This is a genomic window from Pseudomonas sp. Ant30-3, assembly GCF_000690905.1.
GTDB lineage: Bacteria > Pseudomonadota > Gammaproteobacteria > Pseudomonadales > Pseudomonadaceae > Aquipseudomonas.
Genome location: NZ_JMCL01000039.1, coordinates 57,457 through 74,843 on the forward strand (window position 1 = coordinate 57,457; position 17,387 = coordinate 74,843).

Here is a 17,387-nt window from a genome sequence, read left to right on the forward strand (position 1 = left end):
GAAGTGCGGCGCCCGCTGTCGGAGTCGAAGATGAACAACTGGCTGGACGAGATCAAGTGGGACGCTGACGGCCTGGTGCCGGCGATCGCTCAGGATCACAAAACCGGGCGCGTCTTGATGATGGCGTGGATGAATCGTGAAGCCCTGCAATTGACCGCAGACGAAAACCGCGCCATTTACTGGTCACGTTCCCGTGGCAAGCTGTGGCGCAAGGGCGAAGAGTCCGGCCACGTGCAGGTCTTGCACGAGATGCGCCTGGACTGTGACGCCGATGTGATCATTCTTATGGTCGAGCAGATCGGCGACATTGCCTGCCACACCGGCCGCCAGAGTTGCTTCTATCGTGTCTTCGAAAACGGCGACTGGAAAACCGTCGACCCGGTGCTCAAAGACCCGCACGCCATTTATAGCGCAGGACACACTCATGAGTGACACGCTGACCCGTCTGGCAGAAGTGCTGGAAGAGCGCAAGGGCGCCGCCGCCGACAGTTCGTACGTCGCCAGCCTTTATCACAAGGGCCTGAACAAGATTCTGGAGAAAGTCGGCGAAGAGTCGGTCGAAACCATCATTGCCGCCAAGGACGCCGCCATCAGCGGCGACTGCAGCGATGTGATCTACGAGACCGCCGATTTGTGGTTCCACAGCATGGTCATGCTTGCCCAGCTGGGGCAGCATCCGCAGGCTGTGCTCGATGAACTTGACCGTCGCTTCGGTCTGTCCGGACACGCCGAGAAAGCCTCGCGCCCGTCCGCCTGAACAACTATTTGAGAGGAGCAGCACCATGGGCATTTTTGACTGGAAACACTGGATCGTCATCCTGGTAGTTGTCGTGCTGGTGTTCGGCACCAAAAAGCTGAAAAATCTCGGCACTGACGTCGGCGAGTCGATCAAGGGCTTCCGCAAAGCCATGAACGATGACGAAAAACCGGCCGACCCGACCGTGACCCCGGCGCAACCGGTGCCGCCTGCTCAGCCTGTTCATCCACAGGCCGCCCAGCCGGTGAACCCGCCGCACACCATCGACGTGCAGGCGCAGAAAGTCGAAGAGCCAACCCGCAAAGACGTGTGAGCACTGACTAATGTTTGGTATCAGCTTCTCTGAACTGCTGCTCGTCGGCCTCATCGCCCTGCTGGTGCTGGGCCCTGAGCGTCTGCCGGGTGCTGCGCGCACAGCCGGCCTGTGGGTCGGCCGTCTGAAGCGCAGCTTCAACGCGATCAAACAGGAAGTTGAGCGTGAAATCGGTGCTGACGAGATCCGTCGGCAACTGCACAACGAACACATTCTGTCGCTGGAGCAGGAGGCGCGGAAGATTTTCACGCCGACTCAGCAGGAGCCCACGCCGGTGCCACCGGTCGAGCCCGTGGCCCCGCAGACCATTCACGCGCCGAAACCTGACGCTGCGCCTGTCACGGCGCCGGTGGTGACCGCTGTTGAACCCGCGCCCTCAGCGCCCTCCACCGCGCCCGTCACCCCGGCGCCTCACGATACCCCTTTGCCGCCGCGAGCCCCATGAGCGACCTTCCTGAAAACGACCAGCACATGCCGCTGGTGTCGCACCTTACCGAGCTGCGTACTCGCCTGCTGCGCTGCGTAGCGGCGATCTTCATCATCTTCGCCGGGCTGTTCGCCTTCACCCAGCAGATCTACACCTTCGTCTCCACGCCGTTGCGCCAGTATTTGCCCACCGGCGCGACGATGATTGCCACCGATGTGTCGTCACCGTTCCTCACGCCGTTGAAGCTGACGATGATGGTCTCGCTGTTCCTGGCGATCCCGGTGATCCTGCATCAGATCTGGGGCTTCATCGCGCCAGGCCTGTACAAGCATGAAAAGCGCATTGCGGTGCCGCTGCTGATGTCGAGCATTCTGCTGTTCTACACCGGCATGGCGTTCGCCTATTACTTGGTGTTCCCGTTGATCTTCCAGTTCTTCGCCGCCGCCACCCCGGCCGGCGTGGAAATGATGACTGACATCGCCAGCTACCTCGATTTCGTCATGACGCTGTTCTTCGCTTTCGGCGTGGCCTTTGAAATTCCGGTAGCCGTGGTCTTGCTGGTATGGATCGGCGTGGTCAACGTCGCTTACCTGAAGAAGATTCGCCCCTACGTGATCATCGGTTGCTTCGTGGTGGGCATGATCCTGACCCCGCCGGACATTTTTTCGCAGACGCTGCTGGCGGTGCCGATGTGGATGCTGTTCGAGATCGGCATCCTGTTTAGCAGTCTGATCAGCAAACGCGGTGATCATCCTGACGATCAGCCGGTCGACGACCCCAACGATCAGCCTCCTGCGACTCAAGCGTGAACCTGCTGCTCCTCGAAGAGGCCGATTTCATTGCGGCTGACCGGGTGATCCTGCGGGATCGACGGTTGACGCACATGCAGGAAGTCCATCGCTGCGAAGTCGGGGACAGCATGCGCGTCGGGCGCATCGGCGGCCTGATGGGCTCGGCTGAAGTGCTACGCCTGGCCGCCGATGAAGCCGAACTGCGCGTCACGCTTGATCAATCACCGCCCGCCAAGCTGCCACTGACGCTGATCCTGGCTCTGCCACGCCCGAAAATGCTGCGTAGGGTGTTTCAGACGGTCGCGGCCATGGGTGTGCCGCGCATCGTGCTGGTGAACAGCTATCGCGTCGAGAAGAGCTTCTGGCAGACGCCGTTCCTCGAGCCCGAGGCTATTCGCGAGCAGTTGATACTGGGTCTCGAACAGGCGCGAGACAGCGTCCTGCCGGAAATCGTCATCGAGAAACGCTTCAAACCGTTCGTTGAGGATCGGTTGCCAGCGATTGCTGAAGGCACACTCGGATTGGTCGGCCATCCCGGCAATTATCCGCCCTGCCCGCGCGGGCTGGTCGAGCCTGTGACCCTCGCCATCGGTCCGGAAGGCGGCTGGATTCCTTACGAGATCGACCTGCTGGCCAAATCCGGCCTTCAGCCCGTGCAATTGGGCGAGCGCATCCTGCGCGTCGAAACCGCCGTCACCGCGTTGCTCGCTCGCCTGTTCTGACCGTCTCAGTACCTGTGCAGCTGGCGCAGCCTGCGTCCGGCCGCGCAGCAGTCGTTTGTCCACCTCTGTAGTGGTTCAGGGAAATTGTGCAATCAGGGTTAGACGGCTGCTGCGCAGCCGGACGCAGGCTGCTACAAGGATGACGTCCGTCGTGAAGTCCGGGGACTTTCTACAGAATCCCACCCATGGGCCGATACAGCTTCCATAAAAACCAATTTGTGGTCTGTGGGAGTTGCAGCAATGTACGGATGGCTAGCCGAGAAACTGGGAAACGTCAGCGTTAATCGCAAACTGGGGATCGGCTTCGGTCTGGTGCTGCTGTTGACGTTATTGATCACCTTCACCGGCTGGACCGGTTTAGGCGAGGTGATGAGCCGCGGTGACAAGCTGGGCTTCATCTCCAGCCTCAACGACCTCAGCAAAGAGCTGCGCATCGCCCGCCAGGCTTACGAAATGCGCCGTGGCGAACAGGGCCCTGAGGAGGTCAATCAGCTACTGGGTAAACTCGACAGCGGACTGAATACTGCCCGCACCCTGATCGAACAACCGTCAGACATCGCTTTGATTGACCAGCAACTGGCCGCCGTAAGCGAATACAAGCGTGCGTTCGGCGCGATGACACAGGCCAGCGCGCAGCGTGAAGACGCCCGCAGCAAGCTCGGCGCTGCTGCCGATAATGCCGTGGCGAAGATCGCGGAGATCGAGAAATCCATGCTGCAAGGCGACAACATTGCGCAGTTCAACAGCGTGGTCGACCTGAGCAAACAACTGCAGCAAGCGCGCTACCAGGTCCGTGGCTACACCTATAGCGGCCGGGCCGACGCTGAACAACCGGCCCTCGACGCTATCGACGCTGCGCTGAAAACCCTCAGCAGCCTGACGACCAGTCTTCCGGAGGAATTCGCCGCCAACCTGCAACAGTCCGGCGAATCGTTGAAGACTTATCGCGCCGCCGTCAGCCAGTTCCGCGACTCCCAAACCGCCAATGCCGCCGCCCTCAAAAGTATGAGCGCGCAAGGCGATGTCCTGATTGATGCCAGCACGAAACTCACGGTTTCACAGACCGTCGTGCGTGATACCGACGCGGCCCATGCCAAGAACATGCTGATGTGGGCCACCGGCCTGGCGCTGGTTATCAGCCTTTTCGCGGCATGGTTCATCACTCGCCAGATCGTCACGCCACTGAACGAAACGCTTAAGGTGGCCGAGCGCATCGCGGCCGGCGATTTGACGCACAACCTGGCGTCGCAACGCCGTGACGAACTCGGCCAGTTGCAACGCGCGATCCAGAGCATGACGGAAGGCCTGCGCGTACTGATCAGCGGGATCGGTGAGGGCGTCACTCAGATCGCCAGCGCTGCCGAAGAATTGTCAGCCGTGACCGAGCAGACCAGCGCAGGGGTCAATAGCCAGAAGATCGAGACCGATCAGGTGGCGACTGCCATGAACGAAATGACCGCCACCGTGCAGGAAGTCGCGCGCAACGCCGAAGAAGCGTCCGAAGCGGCTGCCGCTGCAGATCAGCAAGCCCGCGAGGGTGACAAAGTGGTGGGTGAAGCCATCGCGCAAATCGAGCGTCTGGCGCTCGAAGTCGGCAACTCCACCGAAGCCATGGGGCATCTCAAGCGCGAGAGCGACAAGATTGGCAGCGTCCTCGACGTGATCAAATCCGTGGCCCAGCAGACTAACCTGCTGGCGCTCAACGCGGCGATTGAAGCAGCGCGCGCCGGTGAGGCTGGACGCGGTTTTGCGGTGGTCGCCGACGAAGTCCGCAGCCTCGCCCAGCGCACACAGAAATCCACGGAGGAAATCGAAGAACTCATCATCGGCCTGCAAACCGGCACCCAGCAAGTGGCGACCATCATGGACAACAGCCGCACCCTGACCGACAGCAGCGTCGAGCTGACCCGTCGGGCCGGCGGCTCACTGGAAAACATCACGCGCACGGTATCGGCGATTCAGTCGATGAACCAGCAGATTGCCGCCGCTGCTGAACAGCAGACCGCAGTAGCTGAGGAGATAAACCGTAGCGTGCTGAATGTGCGTGATGTGTCCGAGCAGACCTCGGCCGCCAGCGAAGAGACGGCGGCTTCCAGCATTGAGTTGGCGCGGTTGGGTACGCATTTGCAGACGCTGGTGGGCAGGTTCAAGGTTTGAAGTGATTCAAAGATAATCAGCCAAAAAAAACCCCGCTTTCGCGGGGTTTTTCATTTTCTTCATGCCAACTGAGGCTGAGCACTTATAGGTCTGAGTGGCAGCAGCGGCGCATGGGGATCGGCGGTCACCGATTTACGCCAGGTTTCCAGCCACTCCGGATGACCTTCGTTCCAGATCTGCTCATGCAGGCGACCCAACGCCACTGGATCGCTCAACAACTGCACGCGCTCGTTGTTGGTCAGCCCTTCTGGGCCGACTTTCAGCGCATGACGAACCCGTTCTATCCGCAGCCATTCGATCGGCTCGGCTTCACGGTGACGGGACGTCGCCAGCGAGCACGCCAGAGCGTTCTGCTGAGGATCGACGACCGAGCGGACAAAGCCGTCTTTCAACGCGTGATAGCGGTTTTCGTGCGTGTACTTGTCAGTGTCGATCAGTGCCTGGGGCGGATTGTATTCCTCAGGGATGAGGAAAAGACTCTCGTCACGGGACTTGAGGCCCAAGCCCACGCGGCTGGAGATCACCGACACCGGAATCGACAACATCAGCGAACCGACGATCGGCACCAGCCACCACAGGAAGCTCGGGTTCAGCCAAATCACCAGCAGCGCCCAGAAGAAACCCAGCAGCGTTTGCGGACCGTGGCGTTTAACCGCTTCGCTCCACGGCGTCGAGTCGTCGTCACGCTGTGGCGAGTTCCAGGTCGCGGCCCAGCCGAGGAACGCGGCGAGCACGAAACGGGTGTGGAAAATCATCCGCACCGGCGCCAGCAGCATGGAGAACAGCATCTCCAGCAGCATCGACAGCGTCACCTTGAACTTGCCGCCGAACTCTTTCGCGCCCTTGGCCCAGATCAGGATGATGCTCAGCAATTTCGGCAGGAACAGCAGCACGATGGTCGTCGAGAACAGCGCGATCGCCTTGTCTGGATGCCATTGTGGCCACAGCGGATAAAGCTGACGCGGCTCCAGGAAGTATTGCGGCTCCATCAGCGTGTTGACCGCGAGCAATGCCGTCGACAACACGAGAAAGAAGAACCACAACGGTGCCGACAGGTAAGACATCACGCCGGTCAAAAACACCGCACGGTGCACAGGGTGCATGCCTTTGACCAGGAACAGGCGGAAGTTCATCAGGTTGCCGTGGCACCAGCGACGGTCACGCTTGAGTTCGTCCAGCAGGTTTGGCGGCAGTTCTTCATAGCTGCCCGGCAAGTCATAAGCGATCCACACGCCCCAACCGGCACGGCGCATCAGCGCAGCTTCGACGAAGTCGTGGGACAGAATTGCACCGGCGAACGCACCTTTACCCGGCAACGGCGCCAAAGCGCAGTGCTCGATAAACGGCTTCATGCGGATGATCGCGTTATGGCCCCAATAGTGCGATTCGCCCAGCTGCCAGAAGTGCAGACCGGCAGTGAACAGCGGGCCGTATACGCGCGTCGCGAATTGCTGCATGCGTGCGTACAAGGTGTCCATGCCCGACGCACGCGGCGCCGTCTGGATGATCCCGGCGTCCGGCGTGGCTTCCATCAAGCGCACCAGACTGGACAGGCAATCGCCGCTCATCACCGAGTCGGCGTCGAGCACGACCATGTACTTGTAGTCGCCGCCCCAGCGACGGCAGAAGTCGTCGAGGTTACCGCTTTTGCGTTTGACGCGACGACGACGACGACGATAGAAGATCTTGCCGAAGCCTTTGGCCTCACGGCAGACATCCAGCCACGCCTGCTGCTCGGCAACGCAAATGTCGGCATCGTTACTGTCGCTGAGGACAAAAAAGTCGAAGCGGTCCAGGTTGCCCGTGGCCGCGACTGACTCGAACGTCGCCCGCAAGCCGGCGAACACCCGAGGCACGTCTTCGTTGCAGATCGGCATTACCAGTGCGGTGCGCGCGTCCTTGGGAATCGGCTCGTTGCCGGCACTTTTACCGGAAATACGGTATTTGTCATGACCGGTGAGCAACTCGAGGAAGCCCATCAATGCCGTCCAGAATCCGGCCGACACCCAGCAAAACAAAATCCCGAACAGGATCAGGATGCTGGTTTGCAGCGCATACGGCAGCACTTGGGTAACGGTCTGCAGGAACGGCTGGTGCATGATCTCGTCGAGACTGACGAACGACCAGCCCTGATACGGCATGATGCCTTTCATGTACCAGCCCGCGACGATAGTCTGCCCCAGCATCAGGACCAGCAGAATATAGCGACGGATGGAGCCAACCGTGCGCCAGCGGGCGGCCGGCAACACGTTCTCATCCTTTGGCAGCGGCGGCGGATTGGTACGGCCGGTCAGCCGACGCCAGCCGCGCACCAGGATATTGGTGCGCCACGGCTCCGGCACGACTTTGGTCCGACGGATCGGCGGCGTGGCCTTGAGAACCACGCGACCGCTGGCATCCATCGCCAGCATTTCCGCTTCTTCGAGTTCTTCGGCGGTATTCAAGGTCAAACGTTTGCCGACCGAAGCTTGAGCAGCCTCAACCGGAGCGTCAAACGTCGAGGACGACAGACGCTGGTGCAGTTCACTGAATGACTGGCAGCCCGCGAGTTCCGCGCGCTGCTCGTCGGTCATCGGTAGATGCGCCAGATACTCGGCAAGAGTCTCTGGCTGTACTTGAGAATTACTCATCGGCAGGCAACTGGTAGCTCCAGGTCTCGGTCAGGACTTCTTCAGTCGGTGCCGATTCCGGTGTGGCTGGGGCCGCTTCGGCAGCGACTGGCTGCTTGGCGTCTTTGTTGTCCTGTTCCTTGGTAGCGGCGACTGGCTTGACTTCAGCCTGTTTGGCTTCGGCGAGCTTGGCTTCCTTGTCCTCTTTCTCCTGCTGCTTGGCAGCAACCTTGTCGGCCTTGGCAACGGAGGAATTGGAGGTCGGCAGCGTCTTGGCCAGATCGGCCGTGACAATGTTCTTGACCAGTGCAGCACGCATCTCGGTGGCCTTGCTCGGGTCCTTGATCTTCATGCGCAGGGTCAGGCGCCAGCCTTTGGTGTCCGGGTTGTAACGAACACTGTTCTCGACCAGTTCGGCGTTATCGCCAACGCTGACCTGACTGCGAACGTCGGTGTCTGCCGGCAATGCCAACAGCGACGGGCCTTCAAAGTCGACCAGATAAGCAACGCTGCCATCCGGCTGACGGATCAGGTTGGACTGTTTGACGTCACCGGTGGAGCGCAGAGTCTGTTTCACCCAGGCGCTGTCCGGAGCGTGCAGCGCAGCTTCGTCGATGGTCCAGTGCATGCGGTAGGCAACGTCGAGCGGCTGGCCTGGCTCAGGCAGTTTTTCCGGGCTCCAGAAAGCAACGATGTTGTCGTTGGTTTCGTCGGCGGTCGGAATTTCCACCAGGTCTACAGAGCCCTTGCCCCAATCGCCTTTCGGTTCGATCCACGCACTCGGGCGCTTGTCATAGCGATCATCGAGGTCTTCGTAGTGGCTGAAGTCACGGCCACGCTGAAGCAGACCGAAACCACGCGGGTTCTCGATGGAGAAGTTGCTCACAGAGAGATGTTTAGGGTTATTCAGCGGACGCCAGATCCACTCGCCGTTGCCGGCATGAATCGACAGACCGCTGGAGTCGTGCAGCTCTCGACGATAGTTGAGCACCTTGGACGGCTGATTGGCGCCGAACAGGAACATGCTGGTCAGCGGCGCGACGCCAAGCTTGGTGACCTTGTCACGCAGGAACATCCGCGCCTTGACGTCGACCACGGTGTCGCTGCCAGGACGCAGGGTCAGGCGATAAGCACCGGTAGCGCGAGGCGAATCCAGCAGCGCGAAAATCACCAGGTGCTTGTCGCCCGGCTTCGGCTGTTGAATCCAGAACTCGGTGAAACGCGGGAATTCTTCGCCGGACGGCAAAGCGGTATCGATGGCCATACCGCGAGCGGACAGACCGTAGGTGTGCCCCTTGCCAACAACGCGGAAATAACTCGCGCCAAGCATGGTCATGATTTCGTCTTGCTTGTCGGCCTTGTTGATCGGGTAAAGCACACGGAAACCGGCGTAACCCAGTTGCTCAGTGGCTTTCGGATCGAATTGCACATCGCCGAAATCGAAACGAGTAGGGTCGTATTTGATTTCCTGGACGCTGTTTGCGGTGATTTCGTTGATTTTCACCGGCGTATCGAAATGCATACCCTGGTGATAGAACGACAGCTTGAACGGGGTTTTCTGATCGGCCCATTCAGCTTTTTCGGTGCGGAAACGAATTTTCTGATAGTCCGCGAATTTCATTTCGCGGAATTCGTTTGGCAGATTACTGCGCGGGGCTTCGTACTTCTGCCCGGCCAGCTCTTTTGCCTTGACCGACACATCCTCCAGATTGAATGCCCAAAGCTGGCCGGCGCTGAGCAGGCAGAGCAGAGCAGAGCCCGCTACCAGAGCGCTTCGAAACCGTTTGGCAGTCAATTTTGGTGCATTACAGGGACTAACAATCACGAGCAACCCTCGCCGAAAACAGATCAAAAAACCAACGGCCAGTTAAAGTGCCAGCTCGGTGTGCGGTTCAAAAAACCGACCTTGCCAGCGACTCTTGCCAAGTTGGCGAGCATTGTTCCGACTCCCATGGGGCAAAATGATTCCCCAACAGGCTCAGGACAAGTCTCTACCTAAGTCAAAAACGGACCAACGAACGCCGATCCCCGTAGCGCGCGATTATCTAGCAGGCTGCGTTACAACGCATCAGGCGCCAGCAAGTATTTTTCGCGAAAAAACCCTGTTTTCAGGCGAAAAGCGCTTAAAAAGTTGTTTCAAGCGCTTTCAGGTCTGCAACAGGAAGGTGACCGGGCCGTCGTTGACCAGATGCACCTGCATATCCGCGCCGAATCTACCTGATGCCACAGTGCCATGCACCTGTTTCGCTTTGCCTAATAGATAGTCGAACAACTCCTCCCCCAAGGCCGGAGGGGCAGCCGTGGAGAAACCCGGTCGCAGCCCGCTTTTGGTGTCGGCGGCCAAGGTGAACTGAGAGACCAGCAGCAACCCACCGCCGACATCCGCCAAGGACAGATTCATCTTGCCCTCGGCGTCACTGAACACACGATAGTTAAGCAGCTTATGCAAAAGTTTGTCGGCGCTGGCCGGCGTGTCTGCGGGTTCGACCGCGACCAATACCAGCAGGCCCTGATCGACGGCACCGACCACCTCGCCCGCGACCTCGACCCGCGCGGCACTCACCCGTTGCAGGAGCCCCTTCATGCTTCGTCGGGAGCCAGGTCGAGCAGGCGCCGCGCCATCTGACTGGCCGCACGCACCAATGCGTCGGTAATGCCCGGCTCCGAGGCCGCGTGGCCAGCGTCGCGGATTACCTGCAGTTCGCTGTTCGGCCAGTTCTGATGCAGCTCCCAGGCGTTATCGAGCGGGCAGATCACGTCGTAGCGGCCATGCACGATCACGCCTGGCAGATGGGCGATCTTGCCCATGTCGCGAATCAGCTGGTTGGGTTCGAGGAAGGCGTTGTTGCTGAAGTAGTGACATTCGATGCGAGCGATGGACAACGCGCGCTGCGGCTCGGAGAAGCGGTCGACCACCAACGGGTTCGGGCGAAGGGTTGCCGTGCGGCCTTCCCACATGGACCAGGCCTTCGCCGCGTGCATTTGCGCGATCTGATCGTTGCCGATCAATCGATTGTGGAACGCCGCGAGCAAGTCGTCGCGCTCATCCAGCGGAATCGGCGCGATGTAGTCCTGCCAGTAATCCGGGAACAGACGACTGGCGCCCGCCTGGTAGAACCACTCGATTTCCTGCGGACGGCAGAGAAATATCCCGCGAAGAATCAGACCGTGTACCCGCTCTGGATGTGTTTGCGCGTAGGCCAGCGCGAGGGTCGAGCCCCACGAACCGCCGAACAGCACCCATTTGTCGATGCCCAGGTGTTGACGGATGCGCTCAAGGTCGGCGACCAGGTCCCAGGTGGTGTTGTTTTCCAGGCTGGCATGGGGCGTCGAGCGACCGCAACCGCGCTGGTCGAAGGTAACAATGCGATAAAGATTGGGATCAAAATAACAGCGACTCTGCGCATCACATCCGGCACCGGGCCCGCCGTGGATGAACACCACCGGCAATCCTTCCGGCGAACCGCTTTCGTCAACGTACAGGGTGTGGGTTTCATCGACAGCCAGATCATGCCGGGCGTAGGGTTTGATCTGCGGGTACAAAGTCTGCATTGCGCGCTCCGTAAGGGGTCGAGGTCATCCCTGGGGGGACTTCTATTATTCTGCCGTTCGGCATCATAAACCCGATTTACGTGAATGAGCACGATCCCTGTAGGAGCGAGCCTGCTCGCGATGGTCGTCAACGATAATGCGTTGAATCTGACGCATTGCGGCGTTTGCGGATTTTTCGCGAGCAGGCTCGCTCCTACAGGGTTTTGCGCCAGGCTAGCGCTTGTAGTGGTTTTCACCCCAGGCCAGGAGGCCTTGCAGCAGTTTCTTGAGAACAACTTGAGTCGGCGCGGCCAGATCCGGCCGATACCGGAACGGTTCGAACTCTTCCATGTAGGTGCTCTGACACAATTCCAGCTGCACCGCATGAATGTTGTCGGCCGGGTTGCCGTAATGCCGGGTGATGTGACCGCCCTTGAAGCGACCGTTGAGCACATGGCTGTACTGGGCATGTTGTGCGCAAATCGCTTCCAGCTGCGTGGCCAACTGCGGATCGCAACTGGCGCCGTTGAAGGTGCCAAGGTTGAAGTCCGGCAGTTTGCCGTCGAACAGATGCGGGATGATCGAGCGGATCGAATGCGCATCGAACAGTAGGGCGTAACCGAACTCGGCTTTCAGTCGTGCCAGTTCATCGCGCAGCGCGCTGTGATACGGCGTCCAGATCTTCTCCAGATAACTCGCCCGCTCCGCTGCCGAAGGTTGCATGCCCTCGCGAAACAACGGAATGCCGTCGAACAGCGTCGCCGGGAATAAACCGGTGGTGGCGCCGGCATATAAAGGTTTGTCGTCAGACGGACGATTCAGGTCGATGACGAATCGCGAATACTCAGCCGCCAGCGTACTGGCACCCAGCGCGTCGGCGAATTCATACAGCGTGGGGATGTGCCAGTCGGTGTCCGGCAGGCTTTTCGCGTCACCGATCAGCCCGGCCTCGACGGCCGGCGTCAGGCGCAGACCGGCGTGAGGCATGCTGATCAAAAGCGGCACACGGCCTTGTTTGAAATTCAGAACCTTGTCCACAACTGCTCTCCTACAGATTCGTTTCGACGCCGTGGCGCACGACGCGTTTTTCCAGATCGCCGCCCAGCCAGTACGACAGGTCGGCGGGACGATCGATTTGCCAGGCGACGAAATCCGCGACCTTGCCCACTTCCAGCGAACCATGGGTGTCGGCCATGCCCAGCGCGGTAGCGGCATGAATCGTCGCGCCCGCCAGCGCTTCTTCCGGGGTCATGCGGAAGCAAGTGCAAGCCATGTTCAGCATCAGGCGCAGTGACAGTCCGGGTGAGGTGCCGGGATTGAGGTCGCTGGCGATGGCGATTCTCACGCCGTGTTTGCGCAACGCGTCCATTGGCGGCAACTGTGTTTCACGCAGGAAGTAGAACGCACCGGGTAGTAGCACAGCGACCGTGCCGGAGGCGGCCATGGCGATGGCGTCGTCTTCGGTCATGAATTCCAGATGATCGGCGGACAAGGCGTGATAACGCGCGGCCAGGCTTGAGCCGTTCAGCGACGACAATTGCTCGGCGTGCAGCTTCACCGGCAGGCCCAGTTGTTTCGCGGCGATGAACACGCGCTCGACCTGCGCGGGCGAAAACGCCAGGTACTCGCAAAACGCATCGACCGCATCCACCAGACCTTCGGCCGCCAGCGCTGGCAGCATCTGTGTGCAAATGTGCTCGATGTAGTCGTCGGCGCGGTCCGCGTATTCCGGCGGCATGGCGTGCGCCGCGAGGCAGGTGCTACGCACGCTGACTGGCAGTTCCGCGCCGAGACGACGAATGACCCGCAGGATTTTCCGCTCGCTGGCCAGGTCGAGGCCATAACCGGATTTCATTTCGACGGTGGTCACGCCGTCGCGCATCAGGCTTTTCAGACGCTTGGCGGCACTGGCGAACAGCCCGTCTTCCGATGCGGCACGGGTGGCGCGTACGGTGCTGGCGATACCGCCGCCGGCCGCCGCGATTTCGGCATAACTGACGCCTTGCAGACGCTGCTCGAATTCGCCGCTACGGTTACCGCCAAACACCGTGTGGGTGTGGCAGTCGATCAGGCCTGGGGTGACCCAGGCTCCGTGCAAATCGGTGGTGGCCGAATAGTCTCCCGGCGGCAGTTCAGCCTGGGGGCCGAGCCACTCGATGTGCGCACCGGACGTCACGATGGCTGCGTCCTCGATGATCGAGTAGACGCCTTGCGCCATGGTCGCGACGTGGCAGTTGTGCCAGAGGGTTTTCATCCCGGGTTCCTCGTCTTGTTCAAAATCGATTCGCGAGCAGGCTCGCTCCCACATTGGATCTGCAGCGTTCACACAATCCCTGTGGGAGCGAGCCTGCTCGCGATGGCGTCAGCTCCACACCGGATCTGCAGCGTTCACACAATCCCTGTGGGAGCGAGCCTGCTCGCGATGGCCTCAGCCCCACACCGGATCTGCAGCGTTCACACAATCCCTGTGGGAGCGAGCCTGCTCGCGATGGCCTCAGCCCCACACCAGATCTGCGGCGTTCACACAATCCCTGTGGGAGCGAGCCTGCTCGCGATGGCCTCAGCCCCACACTGGTTTTGTAGTGTCCACACAATCCCTGTGGGAGCCGGGCTTGCCCGCGATGGCCTCAGCCCCACACTGGATCTGCAGCGTTCACACAATCCCTGTGGGAGCGAGCCTGCTCGCGATGGCCTCAGCCCCACACTGGATCTGCAGCGTTCACACAATCCCTGTGGGAGCCGGGCTTGCCCGCGATGGGGCCCTTACAGGCTCGGCAACAACTTCACCAACACCAGTTCATTCAAACAACGCGTCGCCAACAGCTCGGTCGCCGCATTGATGTCCGGCGCAAAAAACCGGTCCTTCTCATAAAACGGCACTTCAGCGCGCAGGATCGCGCGGGCTTTTTCCAGCTTCGCCGAGGTCTTCAAACCCTTACGCAGATCCAGCCCCTGACACGCCGCCAACCATTCCACCGCCAGCACGCCGCGAGTGTTTTCGGCCATTTCCCACAAGCGCTTGCCGGCAGCCGGGGCCATCGACACGTGGTCTTCCTGATTCGCCGAAGTCGGCAGGCTGTCCACCGAATGCGGATGGGACAAAGCCTTGTTCTCGCTGGCCAGCGCCGCCGCAGTTACCTGAGCGATCATGAACCCGGAATTGACGCCGCCATTGGCCACCAGAAATGGCGGCAGTTGCGACATGTGCTTGTCCATCATCAGGGAGATACGACGCTCGCTCAGCGAGGCGATCTCCGCGATCGCCAGCGCCATGTTGTCCGCTGCCATGGCCACCGGCTCGGCGTGGAAGTTACCGCCTGAGATCACGTCACCTTCAGCGGCGAACACCAACGGGTTGTCGGACACCGCATTGGCTTCGACAGCGAGCACTTCGGCCGCCTGACGAAACTGGGTCAGGCACGCGCCCATGACTTGCGGCTGGCACCGCAGGGAATAAGGGTCCTGGACCTTGTCGCAATTTTGATGCGAGTCGGACACTTCACTGCGCTCACCGAGCAAATCGCGATAGGCGGCAGCGGCGTCGATCTGGCCTTTCTGGCCACGCGCGGCATGAATGCGTGCGTCGAACGGCGAGCGCGAGCCCAGCACTGCTTCGACCGTCAGGGCGCCCAGCGCCACGGCGCCGGCAAACAGGTCTTCACCTTCGAACAAGCCGCGCAACGCATAAGCGGTCGACACCTGCGTGCCGTTGAGCAGCGCCAGACCTTCTTTCGCCGCCAGCGTCAGCGGCTTGAGGCCTGCGACTTGCAGTGCTTCGGTCGCGTCCAGCCATTCACCCTTGTAACGCGCTTTGCCCTCACCCAGCAGCACCAGCGACATATGCGCCAACGGCGCGAGGTCACCGGATGCACCGACCGAACCTTTCAGCGGAATGTGCGGGTACACCTCGGCATTGATCAGCGCGATCAGAGCATCGATCACCACCCGGCGAATCCCGGAAAAACCACGGCTCAGGCTGTTGACCTTGAGCACCATGACCAGTCGCACCAGCGCATCGCTGATCGGCTCGCCGACACCGGCAGCGTGCGACAACACCAGCGAGCGCTGGAGGTTTTCCAGGTCTTCGCTGGCAATGCGCGTCGAGGCGAGCAGGCCGAAACCGGTGTTGATGCCGTAAGCAGTGCGGTTTTCGGCGAGGATCTGCTCCACACAGGCGACGCTGGCTTCGATCTGCGCCGAGGCGCTGTCGTCGAGGGTAATCCGCACCGGCTGCTGATAAATGTCACGCAGCTGGGCAAGGCTCAGTTGGCCGGGAATCAGGTTAAGCGCAGTCATTCAAATGCTCCTTTTGAGAGTTTGTTATTAACTACCAGTCGCTCCGGAGCATTCCGTTATCCGTCGCCTCGCGTCTTTTGGACGATCCGCGCCTTGGCACGCTGGTATGAGTATTGATCAGTGCAAATCCGGGAGCGCGTTGTGCAGCCGCTCAGGATTTTTCAGAACGCTGGCAGCAGCGGCAATATCGGGCGCCAGCCAGCGATCCTGGTCATAGGCCGGAACCTGTTCGCGCAAGAGTCGCCACGCGATATCGGTACCAGCGCCGAAACGTTGTTCCTTGAGAAATTCGAAGGCCTGGGCCGCCAGCAGATACTCGATGGCGAGGATCTGCGTGCAGTTTTCCAAGGCGCGGTGCAGCTTCAGTGCGGCGTTGGTGCCCATGCTCAGATGATCTTCCTGCAGGCCCGAGGTGACGAAGTTGTCGAGCACCGCCGGTTGCGCCAATTGGCGGTTCTCCGCACACAATGACGCGGCGACGTATTGCACGATCATCATTCCCGAGTTGACGCCCGGATTGGCCACCAGAAAGGCCGGCAGTCCGCTGACATGCGGGTTGATCAAACGGTCCAGGCGCCGCTCGGCGATGGAACCGATTTCGGCCATGGCGATGGCCAGCAGATCGGCCGCCATTGCCACTGACTGGCCATGCGGGTTGGCCTGGGACATCACCCGATAGGCGTCCGGCGTGCCCAGCAGCAGCGGGTTGTCGGTGCAGCCATTGAGCTCGATTTCGATCTGTTTTGTCGCGTGTTCAAGCTGATCGCGGGCAGCACCGTGAACCTGAGGAATCGAGCGGATGCTCAGGGCATCCTGGGTGCGAATGCCTTTGCTCGATGCGATCACTTCACTGCCCTTCAGCAACGAGCGCAGATTGCTGCCGACCCGTTGCATGCCCGGATGCGGCTTGAGCGCGATGATCTCGGCGTCGAAGGCAGCGATCTGACCGCGTTGCGCTTCGAAACTCATCGCAGCGATCACGTCGGCCCACTGCAGCAGGCGCGTCGTATCAGCAATCGCCAGGCAGCTCAGCCCGGTCATGCACGGCGTGCCGTTAACCAGGCACAGGCCATCTTTCGCACCGAGCTGAACCGGCTGCAAACCTTCTTCGGCCAACGCCTGTTGCGCTGGAACAATCTGCCCGCGATAGCTGACCGTGCCGACACCCAACAGCGCGATGCCGATATGGGCCATGTGCGTCAGGTAGCCCACTGATCCCTGGGACGGCACTTGCGGGGTAATGCCGCGATTGAGCAGCGCCAACAGCGCTTCGACCACTTGGCGATGCAGGCCGGATTTGCCCTGGCTGAAGTTGATGATGGCCGCGCACATGATCGCGCGGGTTTGTTCGTCTGCCAGTGGCGCGCCAACGCCACAGGCGTGGCTGAGCAAGGTGTTGCGCGACAGTTGGCTGAGTTGTTCGTCCTTCAGCGAGACGTTGCACAGCGCGCCCAGACCGGTATTGACGCCATAGGCGCGCTCGCCGCTGGCGACGATGCGCTGGACGATCGCCTGGGCATTTTCAATGCGCGCCCAGGCGTCTGCGGACAGCTCGAGCTGCGCGCCGGCACGGGCTACGGCGACCACATCCTGCCAACGCGAGGGAACGTTGGCGATTACGATTTTTTCAGCCTGGGACATCTGGAGCCTCATACAAAATTCATGGTCGTATGACACCTGTGGCGAGGGAGCTTGCTCCCGCTGGGCTGCGAAGCAGCCCCAAAAATCTTGCGACCGCTTCGCGCTGGAGCGCCAGCCCGGTCGAACGGGAGCAAGCTCCCTCG

The 17,387-nt window shown here is 60.6% G+C and carries 15 protein-coding genes; 7 read left to right on the top strand and 8 right to left on the bottom strand.

What is annotated here, in order from left to right:
• The first annotated feature begins 30 nt into the window (after positions 1-30).
• From hisI to DU29_RS0111140, 7 genes are all read left to right on the top strand, one after another.
• Complete coding sequence (gene hisI, locus DU29_RS0111110) at positions 31-432, top strand: phosphoribosyl-AMP cyclohydrolase (RefSeq protein WP_028621769.1); 402 nt, start codon at positions 31-33, stop codon at positions 430-432.
• Positions 425-757 carry a phosphoribosyl-ATP diphosphatase gene (locus tag DU29_RS0111115; protein WP_008047820.1) on the top strand — a complete coding sequence of 111 codons (333 nt, stop codon included), beginning with the start codon at positions 425-427 and terminating at the stop codon, positions 755-757. The genes hisI and DU29_RS0111115 overlap by 8 nt, the downstream gene beginning before the upstream one ends.
• A gap of 25 nt (positions 758-782) precedes the next feature.
• Entirely contained in the window at positions 783-1,070 is a 288-nt protein-coding gene (locus tag DU29_RS0111120) for a twin-arginine translocase TatA/TatE family subunit (protein WP_028621770.1), read from the top strand.
• A 10-nt stretch (positions 1,071-1,080) separates the two neighbouring features.
• Positions 1,081-1,515 (top strand): Sec-independent protein translocase protein TatB, encoded by a 435-nt coding sequence (gene tatB / locus DU29_RS0111125; RefSeq protein WP_028621771.1) that lies wholly within the window; start codon positions 1,081-1,083, stop codon positions 1,513-1,515.
• Positions 1,512-2,306, top strand: coding sequence for a twin-arginine translocase subunit TatC (gene tatC, locus DU29_RS0111130; RefSeq protein WP_028621772.1), 795 nt, complete (start codon positions 1,512-1,514; stop codon positions 2,304-2,306). The genes tatB and tatC overlap by 4 nt, the downstream gene beginning before the upstream one ends.
• Positions 2,303-3,010 (top strand): 16S rRNA (uracil(1498)-N(3))-methyltransferase, encoded by a 708-nt coding sequence (locus DU29_RS0111135; protein WP_028621773.1) that lies wholly within the window; start codon positions 2,303-2,305, stop codon positions 3,008-3,010. The genes tatC and DU29_RS0111135 overlap by 4 nt, the downstream gene beginning before the upstream one ends.
• A 240-nt stretch (positions 3,011-3,250) precedes the next feature.
• Positions 3,251-5,167 carry a methyl-accepting chemotaxis protein gene (locus DU29_RS0111140; protein WP_028621774.1) on the top strand — a complete coding sequence of 639 codons (1,917 nt, stop codon included), beginning with the start codon at positions 3,251-3,253 and terminating at the stop codon, positions 5,165-5,167.
• A gap of 59 nt (positions 5,168-5,226) precedes the next feature.
• On the opposite strand, the gene mdoH is transcribed toward DU29_RS0111140, so the two are convergent.
• The 8 genes from mdoH to hutH (DU29_RS0111180) all read right to left on the bottom strand — a co-directional run bounded on the left by mdoH (position 5,227) and on the right by hutH (DU29_RS0111180) (position 17,244).
• Positions 5,227-7,797, bottom strand: a complete 2,571-nt coding sequence (mdoH, locus tag DU29_RS0111145) for a glucans biosynthesis glucosyltransferase MdoH (RefSeq protein WP_028621775.1) — start codon at positions 7,795-7,797, stop codon at positions 5,227-5,229.
• Complete coding sequence (locus tag DU29_RS0111150) at positions 7,790-9,601, bottom strand: glucan biosynthesis protein G (RefSeq protein WP_028621776.1); 1,812 nt, start codon at positions 9,599-9,601, stop codon at positions 7,790-7,792. The genes mdoH and DU29_RS0111150 overlap by 8 nt, the downstream gene beginning before the upstream one ends.
• Before the next feature lie 321 nt (positions 9,602-9,922).
• Positions 9,923-10,360 carry a D-aminoacyl-tRNA deacylase gene (dtd, locus tag DU29_RS0111155; protein WP_028621777.1) on the bottom strand — a complete coding sequence of 146 codons (438 nt, stop codon included), beginning with the start codon at positions 10,358-10,360 and terminating at the stop codon, positions 9,923-9,925.
• Positions 10,357-11,328: a prolyl aminopeptidase gene (pip, locus tag DU29_RS0111160; RefSeq protein WP_028621778.1), complete on the bottom strand. Its 972-nt coding sequence runs from the start codon at positions 11,326-11,328 to the stop codon at positions 10,357-10,359. Before pip ends, dtd begins: the two co-directional genes overlap by 4 nt.
• 213 nt (positions 11,329-11,541) lie before the next feature.
• The gene (gene hutG, locus DU29_RS0111165) at positions 11,542-12,345 is read right to left on the bottom strand and encodes an N-formylglutamate deformylase (RefSeq protein ID WP_028621779.1); all 804 of its coding nucleotides are present in this window, start codon (positions 12,343-12,345) and stop codon (positions 11,542-11,544) included.
• 10 nt (positions 12,346-12,355) lie between these two features.
• Positions 12,356-13,561: an imidazolonepropionase gene (gene hutI / locus DU29_RS0111170; RefSeq protein ID WP_028621780.1), complete on the bottom strand. Its 1,206-nt coding sequence runs from the start codon at positions 13,559-13,561 to the stop codon at positions 12,356-12,358.
• A gap of 509 nt (positions 13,562-14,070) precedes the next feature.
• Complete coding sequence (gene hutH, locus DU29_RS0111175; RefSeq protein WP_028621781.1) at positions 14,071-15,603, bottom strand: histidine ammonia-lyase; 1,533 nt, start codon at positions 15,601-15,603, stop codon at positions 14,071-14,073.
• Positions 15,604-15,720: 117 nt separating this feature from the next.
• On the bottom strand, positions 15,721-17,244 hold the full coding sequence (gene hutH, locus DU29_RS0111180) for a histidine ammonia-lyase (protein ID WP_028621782.1): 1,524 nt from the start codon (positions 17,242-17,244) through the stop codon (positions 15,721-15,723).
• Positions 17,245-17,387: the final 143 nt, after the last annotated feature.

Excerpts from the sequence above, each read along its gene's own strand:
- hutH (WP_028621782.1), bottom strand. The coding sequence starts at position 17,244 with ATGTCCCAGGCTGAAAAAATCGTAATCGCCAACGTTCCCTCGCGTTGG.
- hisI (WP_028621769.1), top strand. The coding sequence starts at position 31 with ATGAACAACTGGCTGGACGAGATCAAGTGGGACGCTGACGGCCTGGTG.
- pip (WP_028621778.1), bottom strand. The coding sequence starts at position 11,328 with ATGCAGACTTTGTACCCGCAGATCAAACCCTACGCCCGGCATGATCTG.
- DU29_RS0111115 (WP_008047820.1), top strand. The coding sequence starts at position 425 with ATGAGTGACACGCTGACCCGTCTGGCAGAAGTGCTGGAAGAGCGCAAG.
- dtd (WP_028621777.1), bottom strand. The coding sequence starts at position 10,360 with ATGAAGGGGCTCCTGCAACGGGTGAGTGCCGCGCGGGTCGAGGTCGCG.
- DU29_RS0111120 (WP_028621770.1), top strand. The coding sequence starts at position 783 with ATGGGCATTTTTGACTGGAAACACTGGATCGTCATCCTGGTAGTTGTC.
- tatB (WP_028621771.1), top strand. The coding sequence starts at position 1,081 with ATGTTTGGTATCAGCTTCTCTGAACTGCTGCTCGTCGGCCTCATCGCC.
- DU29_RS0111140 (WP_028621774.1), top strand. The coding sequence starts at position 3,251 with ATGTACGGATGGCTAGCCGAGAAACTGGGAAACGTCAGCGTTAATCGC.
- tatC (WP_028621772.1), top strand. The coding sequence starts at position 1,512 with ATGAGCGACCTTCCTGAAAACGACCAGCACATGCCGCTGGTGTCGCAC.
- hutI (WP_028621780.1), bottom strand. The coding sequence starts at position 13,561 with ATGAAAACCCTCTGGCACAACTGCCACGTCGCGACCATGGCGCAAGGC.
- hutH (WP_028621781.1), bottom strand. The coding sequence starts at position 15,603 with ATGACTGCGCTTAACCTGATTCCCGGCCAACTGAGCCTTGCCCAGCTG.
- mdoH (WP_028621775.1), bottom strand. The coding sequence starts at position 7,797 with ATGAGTAATTCTCAAGTACAGCCAGAGACTCTTGCCGAGTATCTGGCG.